The organism is Kocuria marina (genome assembly GCF_000786655.1).
GTDB lineage: Bacteria > Actinomycetota > Actinomycetes > Actinomycetales > Micrococcaceae > Kocuria > Kocuria marina_A.
The window spans coordinates 18,523-39,878 of sequence record NZ_JROM01000011.1; the positions used below are offsets into that span (position 1 = coordinate 18,523).

20 protein-coding genes and 3 riboswitches are annotated in these 21,356 nt (G+C 69.1%); of the genes, 15 read left to right on the plus strand and 5 right to left on the minus strand.

Annotated features, from left to right (window positions below; genetic code table 11):
• The 4 genes from purQ (at position 1) to cls (ending at position 5,309) form a co-directional block, all read left to right on the plus strand.
• Positions 1-792, plus strand: coding sequence for a phosphoribosylformylglycinamidine synthase subunit PurQ (purQ, locus tag AS25_RS01785; protein ID WP_035960793.1), 792 nt, complete (start codon positions 1-3; stop codon positions 790-792).
• Positions 793-952: 160 nt separating this feature from the next.
• Positions 953-3,250 carry a phosphoribosylformylglycinamidine synthase subunit PurL gene (purL, locus tag AS25_RS01790; protein WP_035960794.1) on the plus strand — a complete coding sequence of 766 codons (2,298 nt, stop codon included), beginning with the start codon at positions 953-955 and terminating at the stop codon, positions 3,248-3,250.
• Positions 3,251-3,289: 39 nt separating this feature from the next.
• Entirely contained in the window at positions 3,290-3,805 is a 516-nt protein-coding gene (locus AS25_RS01795) for a GNAT family N-acetyltransferase (protein WP_035960795.1), read from the plus strand.
• 13 nt (positions 3,806-3,818) lie between these two features.
• The gene (gene cls, locus AS25_RS01800; protein ID WP_035960796.1) at positions 3,819-5,309 is read left to right on the plus strand and encodes a cardiolipin synthase; all 1,491 of its coding nucleotides are present in this window, start codon (positions 3,819-3,821) and stop codon (positions 5,307-5,309) included.
• 181 nt (positions 5,310-5,490) lie between these two features.
• Here the strand turns inward: cls and AS25_RS01805 are convergent, their stop codons facing one another.
• Positions 5,491-6,555, minus strand: a complete 1,065-nt coding sequence (locus AS25_RS01805; RefSeq protein ID WP_035960797.1) for an alcohol dehydrogenase — start codon at positions 6,553-6,555, stop codon at positions 5,491-5,493.
• 200 nt (positions 6,556-6,755) lie between these two features.
• Between AS25_RS01805 and AS25_RS01810 the strand changes: the two genes are divergently transcribed.
• Positions 6,756-7,001 (plus strand): DMT family transporter, encoded by a 246-nt coding sequence (locus AS25_RS01810; RefSeq protein WP_367379146.1) that lies wholly within the window; start codon positions 6,756-6,758, stop codon positions 6,999-7,001.
• A 123-nt stretch (positions 7,002-7,124) separates the two neighbouring features.
• Here the strand turns inward: AS25_RS01810 and AS25_RS01815 are convergent, their stop codons facing one another.
• A complete protein-coding gene (locus tag AS25_RS01815; protein ID WP_035960800.1) occupies positions 7,125-7,517 on the minus strand; it encodes an SdpI family protein in 393 nt (130 codons plus the stop codon).
• Between the two features lie 77 nt (positions 7,518-7,594).
• Between AS25_RS01815 and AS25_RS01820 the strand changes: the two genes are divergently transcribed.
• On the plus strand, positions 7,595-8,167 hold the full coding sequence (locus tag AS25_RS01820) for a DinB family protein (protein WP_035960801.1): 573 nt from the start codon (positions 7,595-7,597) through the stop codon (positions 8,165-8,167).
• Between the two features lie 12 nt (positions 8,168-8,179).
• Here the strand turns inward: AS25_RS01820 and AS25_RS01825 are convergent, their stop codons facing one another.
• Both AS25_RS01825 and AS25_RS01830 read right to left on the minus strand, forming a co-directional pair.
• Entirely contained in the window at positions 8,180-8,803 is a 624-nt protein-coding gene (locus tag AS25_RS01825) for a class I SAM-dependent methyltransferase (RefSeq protein WP_035960962.1), read from the minus strand.
• A 117-nt stretch (positions 8,804-8,920) separates the two neighbouring features.
• Positions 8,921-10,348 (minus strand): LLM class flavin-dependent oxidoreductase, encoded by a 1,428-nt coding sequence (locus tag AS25_RS01830; protein ID WP_035960802.1) that lies wholly within the window; start codon positions 10,346-10,348, stop codon positions 8,921-8,923.
• A 77-nt stretch (positions 10,349-10,425) separates the two neighbouring features.
• Positions 10,426-10,540, minus strand: a riboswitch (SAM riboswitch).
• A gap of 128 nt (positions 10,541-10,668) precedes the next feature.
• A riboswitch (SAM riboswitch) is annotated at positions 10,669-10,760 on the plus strand.
• A gap of 7 nt (positions 10,761-10,767) precedes the next feature.
• Here AS25_RS01830 and AS25_RS01835 point away from each other — a divergent pair.
• From AS25_RS01835 to AS25_RS01875, 9 genes are all read left to right on the plus strand, one after another.
• Positions 10,768-11,571: an ABC transporter ATP-binding protein gene (locus AS25_RS01835; RefSeq protein ID WP_035960803.1), complete on the plus strand. Its 804-nt coding sequence runs from the start codon at positions 10,768-10,770 to the stop codon at positions 11,569-11,571.
• Between the two features lie 4 nt (positions 11,572-11,575).
• Positions 11,576-12,625, plus strand: coding sequence for an aliphatic sulfonate ABC transporter substrate-binding protein (locus tag AS25_RS01840; RefSeq protein WP_035960804.1), 1,050 nt, complete (start codon positions 11,576-11,578; stop codon positions 12,623-12,625).
• Entirely contained in the window at positions 12,622-13,596 is a 975-nt protein-coding gene (locus tag AS25_RS01845; RefSeq protein WP_084117949.1) for an ABC transporter permease, read from the plus strand. Before AS25_RS01840 ends, AS25_RS01845 begins: the two co-directional genes overlap by 4 nt.
• Positions 13,597-13,708: 112 nt before the next feature.
• The gene (locus AS25_RS01850) at positions 13,709-15,841 is read left to right on the plus strand and encodes an AMP-binding protein (RefSeq protein ID WP_172644392.1); all 2,133 of its coding nucleotides are present in this window, start codon (positions 13,709-13,711) and stop codon (positions 15,839-15,841) included.
• A gap of 9 nt (positions 15,842-15,850) precedes the next feature.
• A complete protein-coding gene (locus tag AS25_RS01855; protein WP_052160622.1) occupies positions 15,851-16,369 on the plus strand; it encodes a DUF3995 domain-containing protein in 519 nt (172 codons plus the stop codon).
• Positions 16,370-16,514: 145 nt separating this feature from the next.
• Positions 16,515-17,489 (plus strand): succinate dehydrogenase cytochrome b subunit, encoded by a 975-nt coding sequence (locus AS25_RS01860; RefSeq protein WP_052160623.1) that lies wholly within the window; start codon positions 16,515-16,517, stop codon positions 17,487-17,489.
• Positions 17,489-18,184: a succinate dehydrogenase/fumarate reductase iron-sulfur subunit gene (locus AS25_RS01865; protein ID WP_035960806.1), complete on the plus strand. Its 696-nt coding sequence runs from the start codon at positions 17,489-17,491 to the stop codon at positions 18,182-18,184. Before AS25_RS01860 ends, AS25_RS01865 begins: the two co-directional genes overlap by 1 nt.
• 370 nt (positions 18,185-18,554) lie before the next feature.
• Positions 18,555-18,652: riboswitch (SAM riboswitch) on the plus strand.
• Positions 18,653-18,713: 61 nt separating this feature from the next.
• Positions 18,714-20,138, plus strand: a complete 1,425-nt coding sequence (locus AS25_RS01870; RefSeq protein WP_035960808.1) for an O-acetylhomoserine aminocarboxypropyltransferase/cysteine synthase family protein — start codon at positions 18,714-18,716, stop codon at positions 20,136-20,138.
• Entirely contained in the window at positions 20,135-20,626 is a 492-nt protein-coding gene (locus tag AS25_RS01875) for a CoA-binding protein (RefSeq protein ID WP_035960809.1), read from the plus strand. Before AS25_RS01870 ends, AS25_RS01875 begins: the two co-directional genes overlap by 4 nt.
• Before the next feature lie 59 nt (positions 20,627-20,685).
• Here AS25_RS01875 and AS25_RS01880 read toward each other — a convergent pair whose 3' ends face one another.
• Positions 20,686-21,249, minus strand: coding sequence for a hypothetical protein (locus AS25_RS01880; RefSeq protein ID WP_035960810.1), 564 nt, complete (start codon positions 21,247-21,249; stop codon positions 20,686-20,688).
• Positions 21,250-21,356: the final 107 nt, after the last annotated feature.

Here is a 21,356-nt window from a genome sequence, read left to right on the forward strand (position 1 = left end):
GTGGCCCAGAACCTCACGGCCGAGCAGACGCCCCTCGTGGCGGACCTCTCCGAACCCGCCACCGATTCTCGACTCGCGGACGTGCGGGTGGGTGTCGTGACCTTCCCGGGCACGCTCGACGACCGCGACGCCGCTCGCGCCGTCGAGATCGCCGGCGGCACCGCGGTGCCGCTGTGGTACGCAGACAAGGAACTCAACGGTGTGGACGCCGTGATCCTGCCCGGTGGCTTCTCCTACGGGGACTACCTGCGCGCCGGTGCGATCGCCCGCTTCGCCCCCCTCATGGACAGGATCGTGGACGCCGCCAATGCCCGGGAGGGCATGCCGGTGCTGGGGATCTGCAACGGTTTCCAGGTGCTCACCGAGGCCCACCTGCTGCCGGGGTCCATGATCAAGAACGAACAGCTCAAGTTCATCTGCCGGGACCAGGCGCTGCGCGTGGAGAACACGGACACCGCTTGGACCGGTCGCTTCGAGCAGGGCCAGACCATCGTGGTGCCGCTGAAGAACCAGGACGGACAGTACGTCGCGGATCAGCGCACCCTGGACGAGTTGGAGGCCGAACACCGGGTGGTCTTCCGCTACGCGGACGGCAACCCCAACGGTTCCCGCAACGACATCGCGGGGATCACCAACGCGCAGGGCAACGTGGTGGGACTCATGCCCCACCCCGAGCACGCCGTGGAACCGGGTTTCGGTGCCGACCTCTCCGGCTCCGGTCGCGTCCAGATGCGCCAGGGCACGGACGGGCTGGACGTCTTCGTCTCCGCCCTGGAACACCTGTTGCGCTGACCCGTCCACGCCGCGCTCGCCCGCAGCGGGGACCGCGGCGTCCCGTCCGTTCGTCATCGGGCCCGTTCGGGGAACCGCACCCGGCCCACACCATGCCTCCGCGTGAGCGCCCGCCCGGCACCGCACGCCCCATCGTTCGCAAAGGGATCTAGTAGTCGTCATGAGCGAAACCCACTTCAACCTGGACACCGTGGAGCACGCCGCCTCCACCCCGGACACCGAGCTGCCCTGGGCGGAACTGGGGCTGAACGAGACCGAGTTCGAGCGCATCAAGGAGATCCTGGGCCGCCGCCCCACCGCGGCGGAACTGGCCATGTACTCCGTGATGTGGTCCGAGCACTGCTCGTACAAGTCCTCCAAGGTGCACCTGCGCCAGTTCGGTGAGAAGGTCACCGACGAGATGCGCAAGAACCTCATGGTGGGCATCGGTGAGAACGCCGGCGTCACGGACATCGGGGACGGCTGGGCCGTGACCTTCAAGATCGAGTCCCACAACCACCCGTCCTACGTGGAGCCCTACCAGGGTGCGGCCACGGGCGTGGGCGGGATCGTGCGGGACATCATCTCCATGGGTGCCCGCCCGGTGGCCGTAATGGACCCGCTGCGTTTCGGCGCGATCGACCACCCGGACACCCAGCGCGTGGTGCACGGCATCGTGGCCGGCGTGGGCGGCTACGGCAACTCCCTGGGGCTGCCGAACATCGGCGGAGAGGTGGAGTTCGACCCGTGCTACCAGGGCAACCCCCTGGTCAACGCGCTCGCCGTGGGCGTGATGCGCCACGAGGACATCCGCTTGGCGAACGCGTCCGGGACGGGCAACAAGGTCGTGCTCTTCGGCGCGCGCACCGGCGGTGACGGGATCGGAGGCGCCTCCGTGCTCGCGTCCGAGTCCTTCGACGACTCCAAGCCCTCCAAACGCCCCGCGGTGCAGGTGGGTGACCCCTTCGCGGAGAAGGTGCTCATCGAGTGCTGCCTCGAGCTGTTCAAGGGCTCGCTCGTGGAGGGCACCCAGGACCTCGGTGCGGCGGGCATCTCGTGTGCCACGTCCGAGCTCGCGTCCAACGGTGACGGCGGCATGCGCGTGGACCTCACCGAGGTCCTGCTGCGCGATCCGTCCCTGACCCCGGGCGAGATCCTGATGTCCGAGTCGCAGGAACGCATGATGGCCGTGGTCACCCCCGAGAAGGTCGCGGGCTTCGAGGCCGTGATGGCCAAGTGGGACGTGGAGTACTCGTGGATCGGCGAGGTCACGGACACCGGCCGCCTGGTCATCGACTACCAGGGTGAGGTCATCGTGGACGTGGACCCCCGCACCGTGGCCCACGACGGTCCCGTGTACGAACGCCCCTACGCGCGCCCCGAATCCCAGGACGCCCTGCAGGCAGCCCACTTCACGGGCTCCCCGGAGGACGCCGCCCGCCCGTCCGGCGCGGAGCTCGGCCCTGCGCTCGTGGAACTGATGGCCTCCCCGAACCTGTGCTCCAAGGACTGGGTCACCGACCAATACGACCGCTACGTTCAGGGCAACACCGCCATGGCCATGCCGGATGACGCCGGCGTGATCCGCGTGGACGAACGCACCAACCTGGGCGTGGCCCTTTCCACGGACTCGAACGGCCGCTACACCCGCCTGGACCCGTACCAGGGCGCCCAGTTGGCGCTCGCCCAGGCGTACCGCAACGTGGCCACCGCGGGCGCGCGCCCCGTGGCCGTGTCCGACTGCCTGAACTTCGGTTCCCCCGAGGACCCGGACATCATGTGGCAGTTCGCGGAGGCCGTGCGCGGCCTCTCGGACGGGTGCCAGACCGTGGGTGTGCCCGTGACCGGCGGTAACGTCTCCCTCTACAACCAGACCGGCGGCGTGGCCATCAACCCCACCCCGGTGATTGCCATGATGGGCGTGTTCGACGACGTCACGCGCCGCACGCCCTCGGGCTGGAGTGAGGATGGCCAGGCGATCTACCTGCTCGGCGAGACCGCGGACGAGCTGGACGGCTCCGAGTGGGCGCGCGTGCGCGGCCACCTGGGTGGGTTGCCCCCGCGCGTGGACCTGGCCCGCGAGCGCGTCCTGGGTGACATGCTCATCAACATGTCCCGGGACGGGATGATCGACGCCGCGCACGACGTCGCGGAGGGCGGCCTCGGGGCCACGCTCGCCGAGATGGCGTTGCGCTTCGGCGTGGGCGCCCGGATCGGCCTCGGTGAGGTCGCCGAGCGGGACGGCGTGGACCTGTTCACGCTGTTGTTCTCCGAGACGCAGGGCCGCGCCGTCGTGGCCGTGCCGCGCTCGGAGGAGGTGCGCTTCCAGGACATGTGCACCGTGCGCCGCTACCCGTTCGCGCGGATCGGCGTGGTGGACACCGAGGCCGGGGCCCTGGACTTCCAGGGCGAGTTCACGGTGGCGCTGGACGAGCTGAAGACCGCCCACGCATCAACCCTGCCCCGTCACTTCGGCTGACGGGCCGGGGCCAGAGCACGAGAACCCTCGGAGGGAGCCATGTTGGACGATATGCCGCGGCCGGTTCCGCCGCAGCCGTTGCGCACGCAGCGGTTGGAGCTGCGCGCGTTCACACCGGACGAACTCGAGGCCGTGGCCGGGGGCTCACGACTGCCCGAGTTCGCGCCGGGTTTCCCCACCCCCGAGAACGAGGACTGGGCCCGGGAGGCGATCGAGGCCGGTGAGCACTTCTTCACGGAGAGCGACTGCGCCCTGCTCGTCGTGATCCGGCTCAGCTCGGGGCAGGTCATTGGCGCCGCGGGGTTCGCGGGACCCGCCATGGACCACGAACTGGAGGTCAAGGGGTCCATCGTCCCGGAGCACCAGAACCAGGGGCTGGCCACCGAGGCCTTGCGCGCGCTCGTGGACCGCGCATTCGAGGACCCCGGGATCCGTGCGGTGCACGGCTCCGTCCCGGCCGACCACGAACCGGCACGCCGGGTGCTCGTGCGCTGCGGGTTCGTGAAACGACCCTCCGAGGGCTCGGAGGACACCTACTACCTGCGACGCCCCTGACGAACGGTCACGGATGTACCCCTGGATACCCTTCGACCTGCTCCCCGCGGACACCCTGCCGGAGTGGATCCTCATCATCCTGGCGGTCCTGGACCTGCTCCTGAAGATCCTGGCCCTGGGCTGGATCCCCCATCAGCGCCGTCCGTCCGTGGCGCTCGCGTGGTTGCTCGCCATCTTCCTGATGCCGTACGCGGGGCTCCTGTTGTTCGTGGTGATCGGTTCCACCCGGTTACCACGTAAACGCATGGCCAAGCAGGCCCGGATGAACCACGTGATCCAGGAGAACACCCCCGAGCGCCTCCCGCTGGGGCCCGAGCTCGCCGAGTACCCGGAATGGGTGCGCACCACCGCGGAGCTGAACCAGAACCTGGGTGCCCTGCCCATGGTGGGCGGTAACGACTTCGAGATCCTCACCGACAATCACGATTCCATGGCCCGGATGGCCCGGGACGTGGACCGCGCCACGGACTACGTGCACTTCGAGTTCTACATCGTGGCCGTGGACCAGGTCTCCCGAGAGCTGCTCGATGCCCTGATCCGCGCCCACGAACGAGGTGTGCGCGTGCGGATCCTGATCGACCACGTGGGGTCCCTGGGTTACCCGGGGTATGCGGAACTGGTCCGCCAGTTCAACCGTTCCGGGGTGCCGTGGCGGCGCATGCTTCCCATCCGCCCGTGGCGCGGTGAGTGGCAGCGCCCGGACCTGCGCAACCACCGCAAGATCCTGGTGGTGGACGGCCAGGTGGCCTACACGGGCTCACAGAACATCATCCACCGCTCCTACAACAAGAAGAAGAACCTGCGGAAGGGCCTCGAGTGGAAGGACCTCATGGTCCGGGGCACGGGATCCGTAGTCACCGAGTTGAACGCGGTGTTCGTCTCGGACTGGTACTCGGAAACCGACGACCTCTTGCTGGACGAGACCCCCGCCGCACTCGAGCACACGGCCGGGCCCATGTACGCCCAGGTGGTGCCGTCCGGGCCCGGGTTCGAGACCGAGAACAACCTGCGCCTGTTCAACCACTTGATCTACAACGCCAATCACCGCGTGGTGATCTCCAGCCCGTACTTCGTCCCGGACGAGTCCTTGCTCCACGCCATCACCACGGAGGCCCAGGCGGGCGCACGGGTGCAGTTGTTCGTGGGTGAGACCTCGGACCAGTTCCTCGCGCAGCACGCCCAGAACTCGTACTACTCCGAACTCGCGCGCGCCGGGGTGGAGATCTACCGCTACAGTTCCCCCACCGTGCTGCACGCCAAGTTCGTGCTCGTGGACGACATCGTCTCCGTGATCGGTTCCTCCAACATGGACGAGCGTTCCTTCGCGCTGGACCTGGAGGTCTCCGTCCTGATCGTGGACGAGTCGTTCCGCACCCGGATGGAGGACGTCGTAGAGCAGTTCCGCGCCAACTCCACCCTCTTGGACCTGGATGCCTGGGAGAAGCGCTCGCTGGGGCGCAAGTTCGTGGAGAACGTCTGCCGCCTTACTTCCGGCCTGCTCTGACGCGCCCCGGACGACGACGCCGCGGGGCCGGGCGCGGCGTCGTCCGTCCCCTCGGTGCCGCCCACCCGGGGCGGGCACGAGTGTCCGTTCCTCGCCCGGGTGCGCGAACGCCGTCGCCGCCCGCAGAGATCGGGGTGGCGACGGCGTCGTCGTGCACGGTGGGCACGGGGCCCGGTGCGGATCAGCCCGCTACGAGCACCGCGCGGCCGTTGAACGTGCGGTTGCGCAGGCCGTCCAGCGCGGAGTTGACCTCCTGTGCGGTGAGCGGGAGCTCCGTGATGGGCGGCTTGGGCAGATCCGTGTCCTGGGCGAGCGCCACGAGCTCCTTGAGTTCGGGGAGACTGCCCACGAAATTGCCGCGGATGTTCAGCAGGTTGAACGCAGTGAGCGCGGTGGGGAACTGGTACTGGCCCCCGAACAGGCCCACGCTGACCAGGGTCCCGCCGTTGGCCATGGCGAAGAGCGCGGCGTTGGAGGTGTCCCCGTTGTTGACGAGGTCGATGGCCGCGGCAATCTTCTCCCCGCCGGCCCGGACGATGTCGCCCACGAGGTCCTCGCCGCCCACGGCCACCGTGGCGGACGCGCCCACCGCCTGGGCGTTCTTCAGCGCGGCCTCGCTCATGTCCACGGCCACGATGTTCTCGTGACCCAGGGCCTTGAGCACCGCAATGGTCATCAGCCCTACACCGCCCGCGCCGATCACGGCCACGGGCTTATCCGCGGGCAGCGGCATGATCTTCTTGACCGCTGAGTAGGAGGTCAGGCCGGAGCAGGCGAGCGTGGCGCCGAAGGACGGGTCGATGTCGCCCAGCGGCACCAGGTAGCGCTCGTCCGGCACGTGGACCTCATCCGCGTAGCCGCCGCGGCGCTGCACCGAGAGGTTGCGCTTCTTCCCGCTGCAGTAGTTCTCGCGGTCCTCCGAACAGGCCTGGCACTCGCCGCAACCGATCCACGGGAACACGATGTACTTGGTGTCCCCGGACGTCACCGTGGCGTCCGGTCCCGCGGCCACGACCTCCCCCACGATCTCGTGCCCGAGCACCACGGGGTACTGCGCGCCCGCCGCGGTCAGTTCGTAGCGCCCGGCGTTGCCGAGGTCGAAGTACCCGTCCTGGCAGTGCACGTCCGAGTGGCAGACCCCCGAGTTGGTCACGCGGATCATGACCGCGGAGCCTTCCAGTTCGGGCCGTTCCACCTCGAGTTCCTGGGCTGCTCCACCCGGCTCCGTGTGCGCGAAAACCTTCATGTTTACTCCTTCGTAGCGTGTGTGGAAGTCGCCTTACCATGTAAGCTGTGTCACCACTCTAGGCCGCCGGGGTGAATTGTCCACGGGCTCGCTCCCGTCGGTTCGAGGGACGACGACGCTCGCGCGCACCCGCGCGGTCAACGGCAACCGCCGCCCGACCGTGCCGTCGCCGGTGTTCGCAACCGCCGAGACCGGGTGTCATGAGGCAGGGCAACGTCATGGCCTGGTTCTTCCTGGCCGGGGCCATCCTCCTGGAGGTCACCGCGACGCTCAGCATCAAGGCGGCCCTGGGACAACCCGCCCTGTACGCCGTGGTGGTGCTGGGGTACGCCGGGGCCTTCATGTGTCTCACGCTGGTGCTGCGCCGCGGGATGCCCCTGGGGGTCACCTACGGGATCTGGGCCGCCGCCGGTGTCCTGCTCGTGGAGCTCGAAGCGAGTCACTGACCCGCAGCCTGGCCGCCCGCACCGGCCGCTCTCCGTTCCGGCGAAGGCCTCCCGCGAGCGCCACGTCGTGACCCCTCCTTACGCCTGCCGCGCCGTCGACGACGCCGCTGACGCGCCCCGGTCTCAGGCGCGGGGTTCTGGAGCCGACTCTTGCGCGGCCCGCCGAGCGGCGCGGTTGGCCGGCCCCACGGCGGACACCAGCACCGCGACCTGCAGCAGCACGCCCACCAGCCCGGCGACGATGCCCCATTCGGGCCGCCCCAGAACGAGCAATACGATCGTCGCCACCACGGCACACACGGCCAGGGGAACGGACCACCGCACCCTCGGAAGGGCCGCGGCGTGACCCGCGGACCACGCGGCGTCGGACGCGCGCGTGTACCGGGTCCGGATGCCCACCGCCCCGTTGCGATCGAGCGAGCCGGCGGCCGCCGCCCTGACGGTCACCACGGTCACGACGCACACCAGGACCGTGCTGAACGACAGCATGATCACTCCGAGCAGGTCCTCGTCCACGGTTCCCTCCGAGTCACGGACATTTCCTCCACCCTATGACGGGCAGGTGCACCCCCGGGCCCACTAGTGTTCTGGCCATGAGCTCACTCACGCCCGAAGAAGACGCCAGGCCCGAGCCGCCCCAGCATGCTGATGAGGTCACGACCCTCATGGGCTTCCTGGATTTCTTGCGCGCCACGGTCGCGTGGAAGACGGACGGCTTGACGAGTGCTGAGCTGCAGCGTCGACCTCTGCCCTCGACCATGACCCTGGGCGGGTTGCTGAAGCACTTGGCGTTCGTCGAGGACTACTGGTTCTGCTACGTCCTCCTGGGCCAGGAGCCGTGCGCCCCGTGGAATGACATCGACTGGGCCGACGACCCCGACTGGGATTGGAACTCGGCCGCTGCGAACAGCCCCGAGGAACTGCGGTCCATGTGGGCCTCCGCCGTGGAGACGTCCCGTGAGCAGTGGGACAGGTTCGCCGCCCGCACGGATCATCCGCTGGACGGGATGGTCGCTCGTTCCACGGCCGAGGACCCGGATGCCCGCTGGACCCGAGGGGACATGAACGCCCGCTGGGTCCTGACGCACATGATCGAGGAATATGCGCGGCACTGCGGCCACGCCGACCTGTTGCGCGAGAGCATCGACGGTTCCGTGGGGGAATGACCGCCCATCAGGTCACCGTGTCGCCAAGAGGTGGCACTCGGGGAAGCGATGTTCTGCGTCCGGGCGACTGACGGTGCGCCAGGCCTCCGTGAACCCGGCGTGCTTCATGTGATCCGCCATCACGTCCGGGTGCCAACGCCACGCCGGGGCCACGGCGTGATCGAACGAGACCACGGCTCGCCCTCCGTCGAGTGCTTGGAACGCCACCATGACCACCCCTCCGGGTGCCATCATGTCCGCCCAGGAGTCCAGGATGCTGGGAACCTGCGCGGGTGGGACGTGGATGAGACTGAACCGTGCAAGAACGCCGGCCACGCGGCGGTCGGGCCCCACCGCACCACCCCACGACGTGGGATTCGCATCGCCGGCTTCGAAGGTGACCTCCGGGTGAGATCCGCGCGCGATGCCCAGCATGGATTCGGACGGGTCCACCCCCACCACGTGCAGACCCCGCTCGGACAGCGCGGCCGTGACTTGCCCCGTGCCGCACCCCACATCCACCACGGGGCCGGGCGCCCCTGCCGCGATGACGTGATCCGCGAAGGCCTCCACCGCGCGCCGTTCGAGCGCCGTCTGGAAGGGAGCGGGAAAAGCCTTGTCGTAGTCGTTCGCCAAGTGGTCGTAGCCGGGTTGCACGCGTTCCACTCTCACACGGGGGTCCCGCCCTGGCAACGGGCGGGGAAGCCGACGACGACGCCGCCCTGCCGGACCTGCGGGACCGAGCGCGAGCGGCGTCGTCGTCGGAGGGAGGTGTCAGCCCACCAACTCGCGGGACGGCGTGTCCGCGACGGAGGGCTCGCCCACGAACGCGCCGCGGTACTTCGCGGCGGGGTGGGTGTCCTTGACCCGCGGCTGGCCCTCGCCGTAGAGGGACTCTCGCAGGGTGTTGCCCTCGTACTCGGTGCGGTAGCGACCGCGCGCCTGCAGCTCGGGGACCACGTACTCCACGAAGTCCTCGAAGGAACCGGGACTCACGTGGTAGGCCAGGTTGATGCCGTCCAGGCCGCCCTCGTCCACCCAGGTCTCGAGCTGATCCGCGACGGTCTGCGCGGAGCCCACGAGGACCGCACCCATCCCACCCAGGGCGCAGTGCTTGGCGATCTCCTCGCGCGTCCACTGCTTGTCCTTGGACTGCAGCGTGAACGGGGTCAGGAAGGACTGGATGGAGTCGGTCTTGATGTAGTTCAGGGCCTCGTCCTCGTCGAACTGGGACAGGTCCACGCCGGACCACCCGCCGATGATCGCCTGGGAGGCCTCCAGGTCCACGTACTGCAGGTAGTCGCGGTACTTCTCCTGGGCCTCCTCGTCCGTGTCCGCGACGACCACGGAGAGCATCGCGTAGATCTTGACGTCGTCACGGCTGCGGCCCTCGGCCTGAGCCCGGTCGCGGATCTTGTCAGTCACGAAACGCGTGAGGTCCGGGCGCAACCCGCCGATGAACACGGCTTCCGCGTGCTTACCCGCGAACGCCTGCCCGCGCGAGGACGCGCCAGCCTGGAAGATTAGCGGTGTGCGCTGCGGGGACGGTGCCGTGAGCCCCGCTCCGGGAACCGTGAAGTGCTCCCCGCTGTGCCGGATGGGATGGACCTTGGTGGGATCCGCGTAGACACCCGTCTCACGGTTCTGAACCACAGCGTCCTCCTCCCACGAGCCCTCCCAAAGCTTGTAGCACACGTCCAGGAACTCCTCCGCGATCTCGTAGCGCGTATCGTGCTCAATCTGGCGCGGCAGGCCCTGGTTCTCCGCAGCGGACGGAAGGTAGGAGGTCACCACGTTGAATCCCACGCGGCCCTTGGTGAGGTGATCCAGTGTGGCGTACTTGCGGGCCAGGGTGTAGGGCTGCTCGTAGGTCACCGCGCTCGTCACGCCGAAGCCCAGGTGCTCGGTCACGGCGGCCATGGCCGAGACCTGCATGAACGGGTCGTTGACCGGGACCTGGGCCCCGTCACGCACGGCCGGAGCCGCGGAGTTCTTGTAGATGTCGTAGATGCCCACCACGTCCGCAAGAAACAGGGCGTCGACCTTGCCCCGCTCCAGCAGCTTGGCCAGCTCCGTCCAGTACTCGATGGTGTTGTACTCGGTGGCCCGGGACCGCGGGTGGCGCCACAACCCGAAGCTCTGGTGATCCACGCAGGTCATGTCGAACGCGTTGACGGAAATCCGTTTGCTCATCTCGGTCAGCCCCTCAGCAGGAACACGACCCGCGCCCCGTGCACCACCTACGGCGGCCTACCTTGCGGGTCCAGCGCGCTTGTGTGGCGCCGTACTTGCCGCATGCGGTGTGTCATGCGGCCCGATCCTCACCTGGGGCACCCCGCTACGGGAGAGGGTTGCCGTCCGACAAGCCAGGGCTAAACGTCGGCACTCGTGATCGTTGTGGCATCGATCCTAACGGGGATCCCCGGTCCTCGGAAACACCTCGGGTTACGGCACGTCACGACGGCGCCCCGGCGCGTCACACGATTTGCACCCGCGGGCTCCCGGCCCGTTCAATGGTGGGGTTCCCATCCGGAGCGGCTGAGAGACCTGGCTCGTTGACGTCGCAGCAACCAGCCCCACGCGGGCAAGGTGCTAATGCCAGGAACGATGGAGTTGATGAATTGAGCCATATCCTCACGCGCCCGGAATCTGCCGTCGACGCCGCGGCGGTCACTTTCGACCGGGTCGGCAAGTCCTTCCCCGCACACCACGGAGCGCATGTCCACGAGGTCCTGAGGGACGTGACCTTCACGGTGCGTCCGGGCGAGATCGTCTCCGTCCTGGGCCCCTCGGGGTGCGGCAAGTCCACCCTGCTACGCGCCGTGGCCGGGCTCGGCACGGCGAGCGAGGGCGAAGTCCGGATTGACGACTCGGTGGTGCGCGAGATCGACCCGCGCTGCGCCGTCGGCTTCCAGGAACCGCGGTTGCTGCCGTGGCGCAGCGTGGCGCGCAACGTGGCACTGGGTCTGCCCCACGGGACTCCCGCCCGGGAGGGGAAGCAGCGGGTGGCGCAGCTGTTGGAGCTCGTGGGCCTGTCCCACCACGCGAATCACCGTCCCGCGGAGATCTCCGGGGGCATGGCACAGCGCGCATCCCTGGCCCGGGCCCTGGCACGGAACCCGCGGGTCCTGTTGTTGGACGAGCCCTTCGGGGCCCTGGACGCCCTGACCCGGATCAGAATGCAGGATCTGCTGCTGGACGTGCACCGCGCCGATCCCACGACCGTTCTCATGGTCACCCACGACGTCGAGGAAGCCCTGGTGCTCTCCGATCACGTGGTGGTGCTCGCGCGGGAAACGGCCACGGGCCCCGCGACCATCGCCGAGATCATCTCCCCCGAGCTGGCCCGCCCGCGCTCCCGCGAGGACAGTGAGATCACCGCGCTGCGCGCCCACCTGCTGGCCCTGCTCGGCGTGGAGCGCTGAGCGCATGGCGCAGTTGTCCCGACGCCGCGCACTGCAGGCACTCGGCCTGTCCGCGCTGGCGCTGCCCCTGAGCGGATGCGTCATGGAGGGCGAAGGTCCGGGCCGCGGTGTGGCCGGCGGTTCCGCGCACGAGATCTACCTGGATTACGCGACCTACAACCCGCTGTCCCTGATCATCAAGGCCAAGGGCTGGCTCGAGAAGGTCGCCGAGTCCCACGGCCAGACCGTCACGTGGGTCTACTCGGCGGGCTCCAACAAGGCCAACGAGTCGCTACGCGCCGGGGTCGTGGACGTGGGCTCCACGGCGGGTTCCGCCGCACTGCTCGCGCGTGCCAACCGCTCGCCGATCAGGACGATCGACCTGTTCTCACAGCCCGAGTGGTCCGCGCTCGTGCGCACCCCGGACTCCCCCGTGCGCACCGTGGCGGATCTCGCGGGCACGTCCGTGGCCGCGACGAAGGGCACGGATCCGTACTTCTTCCTCCTGCAGTCCCTCGGCGCGGCGGGCATGAGCGCACAGGACGTCACCGTGGTGAACCTGCAGCACGCGGACGGGCGCACCGCGCTGGACACCGGTCAGGTGACCGCATGGTCCGGACTGGACCCCGTGATGGCCGCCGCGGAGAAGGCCGGGGACGTGCTGTTCCACCGGCAGTTGGAGTTCAACACGTACGGGTTCCTCAACGCGCGGGAGGTGTTCCTGCAGCTGAACCCCACGGGTGCGCAGGACGTGGTGAACACGTACGCCTACGCGCGGCAGTGGGCGCTGCAGCACCCGGAGGAGGGGATCGCGATCCTCGCGGAAGGCGCGAGCATCGATCGCGACACCGCCCGGCGGGTCTGGCAGCGCACCCACCTGGACATCGACCCCGTTCCGGGCCCCGAACAGCTCGCGGTGCTCGAGCGGGTCGGGCCCATCCTGGTGGAATCCGGGGACGTCTCCTCACAGCAGGACGTGGACGACGCGCTCGCGAACATCGTGGAGCAGCACTACGCACAACACGCCGATGCGGCCGCCGTGGCCCAGGTGATCGAAGGGAAGCAGTCCTCATGAGCACTCACGACACCTCCTCCGCCGCACCGCGGTCCTCGGACGGCGCGTCCCGCGAAGCAGCTGGCGTCACTGCGGTGGCCACACTGTCCGACGACGCCGTCAAACGTTCCGGGGCGAGCCCGGCTGCCGCGGCGCCGGACGACGCCGCCCGCGAACCGGGATCCCCCGCCCCGGCAAATTCCCGCACACGCCCCGGCGCGCTGCGCAAGTCATGGGCCGTGGGATTGATCGGGCTCATCCTGCCCGTGCTGCTGGTGCTCGTGTGGCACACCTTCTCCACGAACGGGACCTTCTCCCCCGTGCAGTTGCCGCGCCCGTCCGCGGTGCTCGCCGCGGGATGGGAGCTGCTGCAGAGCGGTGACCTGTGGTTGCACGTGGGGATCTCCACGCAGCGCGTGATCGTGGGCTTCCTGATCGGCAGTGGGCTCGGACTGTTGCTCGGCGCGTTGCTGGGGCTCTCCCCGTGGGCGCGGGCCATCGGCTCGCCCACGATCGGCGCGCTGCGCGCCGTGCCGTCCCTGGCGTGGGTGCCGCTGCTGTTGCTGTGGGTCGGGATCGGGGAGAACTCCAAGGTGACCCTGGTGGCGATCGGCGCCTTCTTCCCGGTGTACACCACGGTGTCCGCCGCGCTGCGCCACGTGGACCGGCACCTGATCGAAGCCGCACGGTCCTTCGGGCTGCGCGGGGTCAAGCTCTTCACCACCGTGCAGTTGCCCGCGGTGCTGCCCTCCGTGATCTCCGGGCTGCGCCTGGCCCTGGCCCAGGCGTGGTTGTTCTTGGTTGCCGCGGAACTGCTGGGTTCCTCCATGGGCCTGGGGTTCCTGCTCACCGATTCGCAGAACAACGGCCGCACGGACCGCTTGCTGCTCGCGATCGTGTTGCTGGCCGTGCTGGGCAAGCTCACCGACGCACTGCTGGGCGTCTTCGAGCGCTGGACGCAGCGGCGCTGGAGCGTGGCCGGAACCAGGTGACAACCCGCCCGGTTCCCGCCGGCGCCCGCCGTTCCACCGCGGCCCGGTCGTTCCACCGGGGGCCCGGCCGTTGCAGACACCGACCGTTCGGATCGACATCACAGGAGGACTCGTGACCGGTACGCACTTGTACTCAGACCCCGCTCACCCCACACCGAACCCGGCGTTGATCTCCGACGACGCCCGGGTGCAGTTCTGGGTCGAGCAGGCCGGGCGGCTGGACTGGGCGCAGCCATGGCACACGGCTCACCGGTTCGAGAAGCCGCAGCGCACGGGTGAGGACCACGACGGCAACCCCACTTACACCGTGCCCGAGATCGCGTGGTTCGAAGGCGGGAAACTCAACGTCTCGTACAACTGCGTGGACCGCCATGTGGCAGCCGGGCGTGGTCAGCACGTGGCCCTGTACTTCGAGGGTGAACCCGGGGACCGCCTGGTCTATACCTACGCGGACCTGCAGCGTGAGGTATCCAGGGCCGCCAACGCCCTGCTCCAACTGGGCGTGGAGAAGGGCGACCGCGTGGTCGTCTACCTCCCGGTCATCCCGGAGACCGTGATCATCACGCTCGCGTGCGCGCGCATCGGGGCGATCCATTCGCTCGTGTTCGGCGGGTTCTCCGCAGAAGCCCTCAAGTTCCGGGTCGAGGACACCGGAGCCAAGGTCCTGGTGACCACGGACGGGCAGAACCGGCGCGGCGCCGTCGTCCCCGTGAAGACCAATGCGGACGAGGCCTGCAGCGGCGAGAACAGCATCGAGCACGTGATCGTGGTGCGCCGCACGTCCCGGCCCGGGCGCACCGATCTGCCGCGCGGCACCCGGGGCCTGCATTCCAAGGACGAGGAACTCGTGCCGTGGACCCCCGGGCGTGACGTGTGGTGGCACGAGCTCACCGCGGGCGTCTCGGACGTCCACGAGCCCGAGGCGTTCGACGCGGAGACGCCCCTGTTCATCATCTACACGTCCGGCACCACGGGGAGGCCCAAGGGCCTGGTCCACACGATGGGCGGATACATGGTGCAGACGGCATATACCCACGCCCTGCTGTTCGACCTGCTCCCGGACGTGCCCGACGCGTCCGGTGTGCTGCGCCCGGACGAGCTCTCCGCCGTGAACGACCCCGCCAAGGTGGAGTCCACCGTGCACTGGTGCACCGCGGACCTCGCGTGGGTCACCGCGCACACCTACGAGATCTACGGCCCGCTGGTCAACGGCGTGTCCCAGGTGATCTACGAGGGCACGCCCAACACCCCGGACTACGGCCGGCACTTCGAGATCATCGAACGCTACGGCGTGACCAACTACTACACGGCGCCCACCCTGATCCGCTCGCTCATGGGCGCGTTCCCCAAGGGGCTGCCCCCGGTCTACAACCTCTCCTCGATCCGGTTGCTCGGCTCCGTGGGCGAGTCCATCAACCCGGAGGCGTGGCGCTGGCTGCGTGCCCAGGTCGGCCGCGACGAGGTGCCCTTCGTGGACACGTGGTGGCAGTCCGAGACGGGCTCCTGCGTCGCGTCCCCGCGCCCGCACGATCCGCAGTTCGCCCCTCCCGGTACGTTCGACGACGCCGCTGCGCACACCTCCCTCAAGCCCGGTTGCGCTACCCGCGCGGTCCCGGGCGTCTCGGTGCGAGTGCTGGACGAGGCCGGTGAAGAAGTGGCCCCGGGGTTGCAGGGCTTCGCGGTGGTCGACAAGATCGGCCCGTCCATGGCCCGCACGGTATGGGGCGATCCGCAGCGCTACCTGTCCTCCTACTGGGCGGCCTACGGCGAGCGCGGTTGGTTCCTGGCCGGGGACGGCGCTCGCACGGATGACGAGGGTGATCTCTACATCCTGGGGCGGGTGGACGACGTGATCAACGTGTCCGGGCACCGGTTGTCGACCATCGAGATCGAATCCGCCCTGGTGACGCACCCCCACGTGGTGGAGGCCGGAGCCACCCCGATCCGCGACGCGGTGACGGGCCACGCCATTTTGGCGTGCGTGGTGCTCACAGCGGCGGCACAAGGGCTGTCCGCTGAAGAGGTCCGAGATGAACTGCGCGCGCACGTGGCCCGGGAGATCGGCCCGATCGCCAAACCGCGCGAGGTCATCGTGGTTCCGGATCTGCCCAAGACGCGTTCGGGCAAGATCACCCGCCGCCTGTTGACCCAGCTCTATGAGGGCGAACAACTGGGCGACCGTTCCTCGCTCCAGAACGAGGAAGCGCTGGACGCGATCGCGGAGGTCTTGGCAGAACGTGCTTAGCTTGACCACATGAGCTTGTTGTCCCACTCCCGCGGCGGTCGCGGCTGGGTCTGGTTGGCGTGTGCGGCCGGGGTCGTGCATGCCGGATTCAGCCTCTACTGGGCATTGGGCGGGCACTGGTTGCTGGACACCGTGGGGCAGTGGGCGGTACGGCTGTCCTACGAGGCACCCCTGGCCGCCGGGCTGGCGCTGGGCACGATCTCACTTTTCAAGCTCATGGCGGCCGTCATCCCAGTGGCGGAGGCCTACGACAGGGTGCCCTGGCGGCGGTTCTGGCGGGCCGTGAGTTGGGTGGGTGCCGTGGTCCTGGTGGTCTACGGCGGGGCCAACACGGTGATCAGCAATGCCGTGCTCATCGGGCTCATCCGCCCGGCCACCGGATACGAGCGACAAGCCATGATCGGTCACGCATGGTTGTGGGATCCACTGTTCCTGGTCTGGGGTGCCGCGCTGCTGATTCATCTGTGGCGGTCCCGGCCGGCGCGGACGCGCACGCACGCCACACGTGAGTCACTTATCGGAAGGTGAACGTCCGCACGAAGAGGACGACCGTGGAACCCACGCCGCCATCTGCAGGTGACCACCACCCAGGCTTCTTCCCGATCTGCGGGCATGACCGCGTGTGACCCCGCGAACTGATATGCCCCGAAGGAACTTCTAAGATGGCTCAGTGATGAATCCCGCCGCCCAGCCTTCGACCGAGCGACCCGTCACCGGCACCACCCGCCCGGCCGCCGACCCCGCGGATGTGCCCACCTCTACCGGGATTGCTGCCGTGGCCGGCGATGCCTGGCAACGCATGTTCGGAGACACCCACAGCTCCGACCTCAAGCTCGCCATGGCCGCCTCCGGCACCGTGTTGAGCGTGTTCACGGTGGGGCACATGGCCGGGAACATGCAGGTCTACCTGGGCCGGGAGCACTACAACGAGTACGCCGAGTTCATTCGCACGGTGGGCGCGCCGGTGCTGCCCCGCAACTCGGCACTGTGGGTCGTGCGCATCGGGCTGCTCGGAAGTGCTGCGACCCACGTGCTGGCCGGAACCGAGCTCACGCTGCGTTCCCTGCGCGCCGAGGGCCGCACGGTGACAGATGCGCTCCGACCCATGGCGTGGCGAGTGGGTGCCGCCGCTCAGAAGATTCGGGACCTTTTCCCCACCGCGCCTGCCCCGAGCGGGACGCAACGGTACCGGAAAGCGGCGTTCAACGGAGCCTTCCTGGCCAGCCATTTCGACCGCCACGCGCCGCGCAAGCGTCCCCGGGGACGACGCCGCTCGGTCCCCCAGATCATCGCCCGCTCGATGCGCTCCACGGGCGCGGTGCTCGGACTGTTCACGGTGTACCACGTGCTGGACCTGACCGCGGGCGCCCGGCCTGCCGCTTCTTCGGAGCACACCCACGGTGACGCGTATGGCAACCTGGTGGCGAGCCTGTCCCGGCCGGCCGTGGCGGTGTTCTACACGGCCTCGATGGCCGCGCTCGCCGGACACATGATCCACGGCCTGCGCACCGCCGCGATGGACACCGGGCTGACCGGAACAGCGCGACGGGTGCGACAGGTGGACACGATCGCGAAGGCCGTGGGCGGCGTCGTCGCCCTGGGGAATGTGAGCATTCCCGTGGCCGTACTGACCAAGGTGGTGCGCTGATGCTGTTGACCGTTCACGTGTGGCGCCAGGCGGGCGAGGACGAGCCCGGTGGCTTCGAGACCGCCCACCCCGTGCAGGCCCGCGAGGAGATGAGCGTGCTCGAATTGCTCGATGCCGTCAACGAGACGCTCGAGCGCCAGGGTGCAGAGCCGGTGAGCTTCGACGACGGCTGTCGCGAGGGCATCTGCGGCAAGTGCGGCGTGACCGTGGACGGCGTGGCCCACGGGCCGGAGAAGAACCGGGCCTCGTGCACGCAGTCGCTCAGGGCCTACCGGGACGGGGACGAGATCTTCATCGAGCCCCTGCGCGCGGGAGCATTCCCGGTCAAGAAGGACCTGTCCGTGGACAAGAAGGCCCTGCGGCGCGTGGCCAAGGAGGCCAAGTTCCCGGTCGCGATGAAGGCATTGAATACCGCTGGGTGCATCAGCTGCGGCGCGTGCGTGGCCGCGTGCCCCAACGGCTCGGGCCAGCTCTACGTGGGCACGCTGCTCAAGGAACTGCCGCCGCTCGCCAAGACGCCCGAGGAACGCGACGAGCGCTCGAGCAAGGTGCTCGACGCCGCCGAGCACGAGTTCGGCCCGTGCTCCCTGCTGGGCGATTGCACGGAGGTCTGCCCGGCGGGGCTGCCACTCGAGAACCTCACCGCGGTGGCGCGGGAGAACCTGCGCCGGAAGGACCCCGAGAAGTACGGCTGAGTTCCGCCCCGAAGCCAGCGAGCTCACCAGCAGTCGGCGACCCCACGGGCGGGAAGTTCACCGCTTTCACCGCGGGCCCCACCGACCGGGGGCCTAACCGCGGACGGGCGGGTCAGCCCTTGCGCCACCGGGGAAAGGGCAGCCGCAACGGCCCGGCGGGACGCGCGGTGGTGCGGGCCGCCGAGCGTGAGTCCTCGACCACCGTGGCATCCGGGATCCTGCGGGCCAGAGAACGCTGGAACCTGTTCTGTAGCGTGACCTTCGCGGCGGGGCACCCGTGGCGCGCGCCCTCTGAATCAATCGCACCCGCTTTCGGGTGGCTGCGATCCGCACGGTTTGGTCCGTCACCCACGCGCGCGACACAATGGACGCACCATCCCGAGCGGCCGAGAGACCTGGATCCATGACGCCGCAGCAACCCGCAGTGCTCGGCCAACTGCACGGTGCTACCGCCAGGACCGATGGAGTGCTGCGCGGCCCCGGGCAGCTGTCGGACGGGAGCCGTACCCGGCCGACGAGGAGGACATCCATGGCCGAGCACCAGTTCGGTTTCCGCACCCGCGCCCTGCACGCCGGCGGCACCCCGGACGCCGAGCACGGCGCCCGCTCCGTGCCCATCTACCAGACCAGCTCGTTCGTCTTCAAGGACGCCGACGACGCCGCCAACCTGTTCGCGCTGCAGAAGTACGGCAACATTTACTCGCGCATCGGCAACCCCACCGTGGCGGCCCTGGAAGAGCGCATCGCCTCCCTCGAGGGCGGGATCGGGGCGGTCGCCACGTCCTCCGGGATGGCCGCCGAGTTCATCACGTTCGCCGCGCTGTGTGGCCAGGGTGACCACGTGGTGGCCTCGTCCCAGCTCTACGGCGGAACGGTCACCCAGCTGGACGTGACCCTGCGTCGCTTCGGTGTGGAAACCACCTTCGTCCCCGGGACCGACCCGGCGGACTACAAGGCTGCGATCACCGAGCACACCAAGGCCGTGTACACCGAACTCGTGGCCAACCCGTCCGGCGAGATCGCCGATCTGGAGGGGCTCGCCGCGGTGGCCCGCGAGGCGGGTGTCCCGCTGATCGTGGACGCGACCCTCAACACCCCGTACCTGTGCCGCCCGTTCGAGCACGGCGCGGACATCGTGATCCACTCGATCACCAAGTTCCTGGGCGGGCACGGCAACACCCTGGGTGGCGTGGTGGTCGAATCCGGCCGCTTCGACTGGGGCAACGGGAAGTTCCCGGCCATGACCGAACCGGTTCCCTCGTACAACAACGTGACGTGGTGGGGGAACTTCGGTGAGTACGGATTCCTGACCAAGCTCCGTTCCGAGCAGCTGCGCGACATCGGGGCGTCCCTGACCCCGCAGGCCGCGTGGAACCTGCTGCAGGGTGTGGAGACCCTCCCCCAGCGCATGGACGCCCACGTGGCCAACGCGCAGGAGGTCGTGCAGTGGCTCGCCACGGATCCACGCATCTCCTACGTCAATTACGCGGGACTCGAGGACCACCCCCACCACGAACGCGCGCAGAAGTACCTGCCCCACGGCATCGGATCCGTCTTCGCCTTCGGTGTGGCTGGCACGGACGAGTTGAGCGGCCGTGAGGTGGGCGCCCGATTCATCGGGAGCCTGCAACTGGCCTCACACCTGGCCAACATCGGGGACGCCCGCACCCTCGTGCTGCACCCCGCGTCCACGACCCACCAGCAGTTGAGCTCCGAACAGCTCGCCGCGGGCGGGGTCAAAGAGGACCTGATCCGGATCTCCGTGGGTCTCGAGGACACCGCGGACATCCTGTGGGACCTGGACCAGGCACTGAGCGCAGCCAGCGGCAGGGACCGGGAGGGCGGCGTCGTCGCCCCCTCCGCCGCGCTCACGGGCGCGGCGCGCACCACCCTGGACCAGGACAACAGTGCGGCGGCCTGCGCGCTGCCCGGAGCCGAAGGAGAACAGGCATGAGCACGCAACGCACCTGGGTGGGCCCCAGCGCCCCCGAACGGCTCGGCATCCTGCGGGGCACGCGCTCGATCGCGATCGTGGGCATGTCCAACAAGCCGTCCCGCGCGAGCTACTTCGTGGCCACGTACCTGCAGTCGTCGAGCCCGTACCGCGTGTACTTCGTGAACCCCGTGCTGGACGAGGTGCTGGGCCAGAAGGTCTACCCGTCGCTCGCGGAGCTGCCCGAGGTCCCGGACCTCGTGGACGTGTTCCGCAAGGACGCGGACCTGCCCGGCGTGGCCCGGGAGGCCGTGGCCGTGGGCGCCAAGACCCTGTGGCTGCAGCTGGGCTCGTGGAACGAGGAAGCGGCGGCCATCGCGGAGGACGCGGGGCTGGACGTGGTGATGGACCAGTGCGTGAAGATCGAGCACGCGCGCTTCCACGGCGGTCTCCACCTGGCCGGCTTCAACACGGGAGTGATCTCCTCGAGGCGCCAGGTCCTGGCATGAGGGCGGGGCGCGACGGCGCCGACGAACCCCGGTGACACGGCGTCGGTGCTGCGCCTCGCTCACGCCAGGCGCAGCACCGCCGCCACCCGCTGCCAGCCCTGCGACTCGCGCTGACCCACCTGGTCCTCCGGGACCACGGTGTAGAGACGCTGCGCATCCGCCAGGAACGCCTCGTTGGCCATGGCCGACACGAGCGGGTCCAACACCTCGGACGAATCACGTTCTTTACTGGGATCCGCGACCAGCGGCCCCATGAACGCCACCTCGTCCTGCACGCTCAGGGTGGAGTGCGCCACGGGGTGACCCCATTCGTCCACCTCGAAGCGCGAGTAGTCACCCATGGGGGCGTCGAACAATCCCGCCTCCCCGGGGAATCCCAGTCCCCGGTCCAGCTCCTGGACGTCGCCCATCAGCAGCACCTCGGTGGCGGCCACCTCCCGGCCCGCCGCCTGCAGTGCGGAGCGCACGGTGTCCGCCTCGTCCGGCGCGCACACCACCACATGGTTCTCCCCGGACGGAACCTCCCTGGACCACACCAGGACCTCCTGCTGCGGGGCGTCGTCGCGGACGGCGTCCCAACCGGCCACCCAGCTCTCGAGATCTGTCTGCCACTGCTGCGTCACGGGGTGCTCCCTTCGTCGAATGCGCCACCTCCGAGTATTCCACCGGCCCGTGAGTCGGGAGGTGTCGGCATCATCACGTCACTGGCAGGCCGCTGCCACGTGGCGCG

Coding starts and splice junctions, on each gene's coding strand:
- AS25_RS01840 (WP_035960804.1), top strand. CDS start 11,576: ATGGCGCAGTTGTCCCGACGCCGCGCACTGCAGGCACTCGGCCTGTCC.
- AS25_RS01845 (WP_084117949.1), top strand. CDS start 12,622: ATGAGCACTCACGACACCTCCTCCGCCGCACCGCGGTCCTCGGACGGC.
- AS25_RS01795 (WP_035960795.1), top strand. CDS start 3,290: ATGTTGGACGATATGCCGCGGCCGGTTCCGCCGCAGCCGTTGCGCACG.
- AS25_RS01875 (WP_035960809.1), top strand. CDS start 20,135: ATGAGCACGCAACGCACCTGGGTGGGCCCCAGCGCCCCCGAACGGCTC.
- AS25_RS01820 (WP_035960801.1), top strand. CDS start 7,595: ATGAGCTCACTCACGCCCGAAGAAGACGCCAGGCCCGAGCCGCCCCAG.
- AS25_RS01870 (WP_035960808.1), top strand. CDS start 18,714: ATGGCCGAGCACCAGTTCGGTTTCCGCACCCGCGCCCTGCACGCCGGC.
- purL (WP_035960794.1), top strand. CDS start 953: ATGAGCGAAACCCACTTCAACCTGGACACCGTGGAGCACGCCGCCTCC.
- cls (WP_035960796.1), top strand. CDS start 3,819: ATGTACCCCTGGATACCCTTCGACCTGCTCCCCGCGGACACCCTGCCG.
- AS25_RS01865 (WP_035960806.1), top strand. CDS start 17,489: ATGCTGTTGACCGTTCACGTGTGGCGCCAGGCGGGCGAGGACGAGCCC.
- AS25_RS01855 (WP_052160622.1), top strand. CDS start 15,851: ATGAGCTTGTTGTCCCACTCCCGCGGCGGTCGCGGCTGGGTCTGGTTG.
- AS25_RS01810 (WP_367379146.1), top strand. CDS start 6,756: ATGAGGCAGGGCAACGTCATGGCCTGGTTCTTCCTGGCCGGGGCCATC.
- AS25_RS01860 (WP_052160623.1), top strand. CDS start 16,515: ATGAATCCCGCCGCCCAGCCTTCGACCGAGCGACCCGTCACCGGCACC.
- AS25_RS01805 (WP_035960797.1), bottom strand. CDS start 6,555: ATGAAGGTTTTCGCGCACACGGAGCCGGGTGGAGCAGCCCAGGAACTC.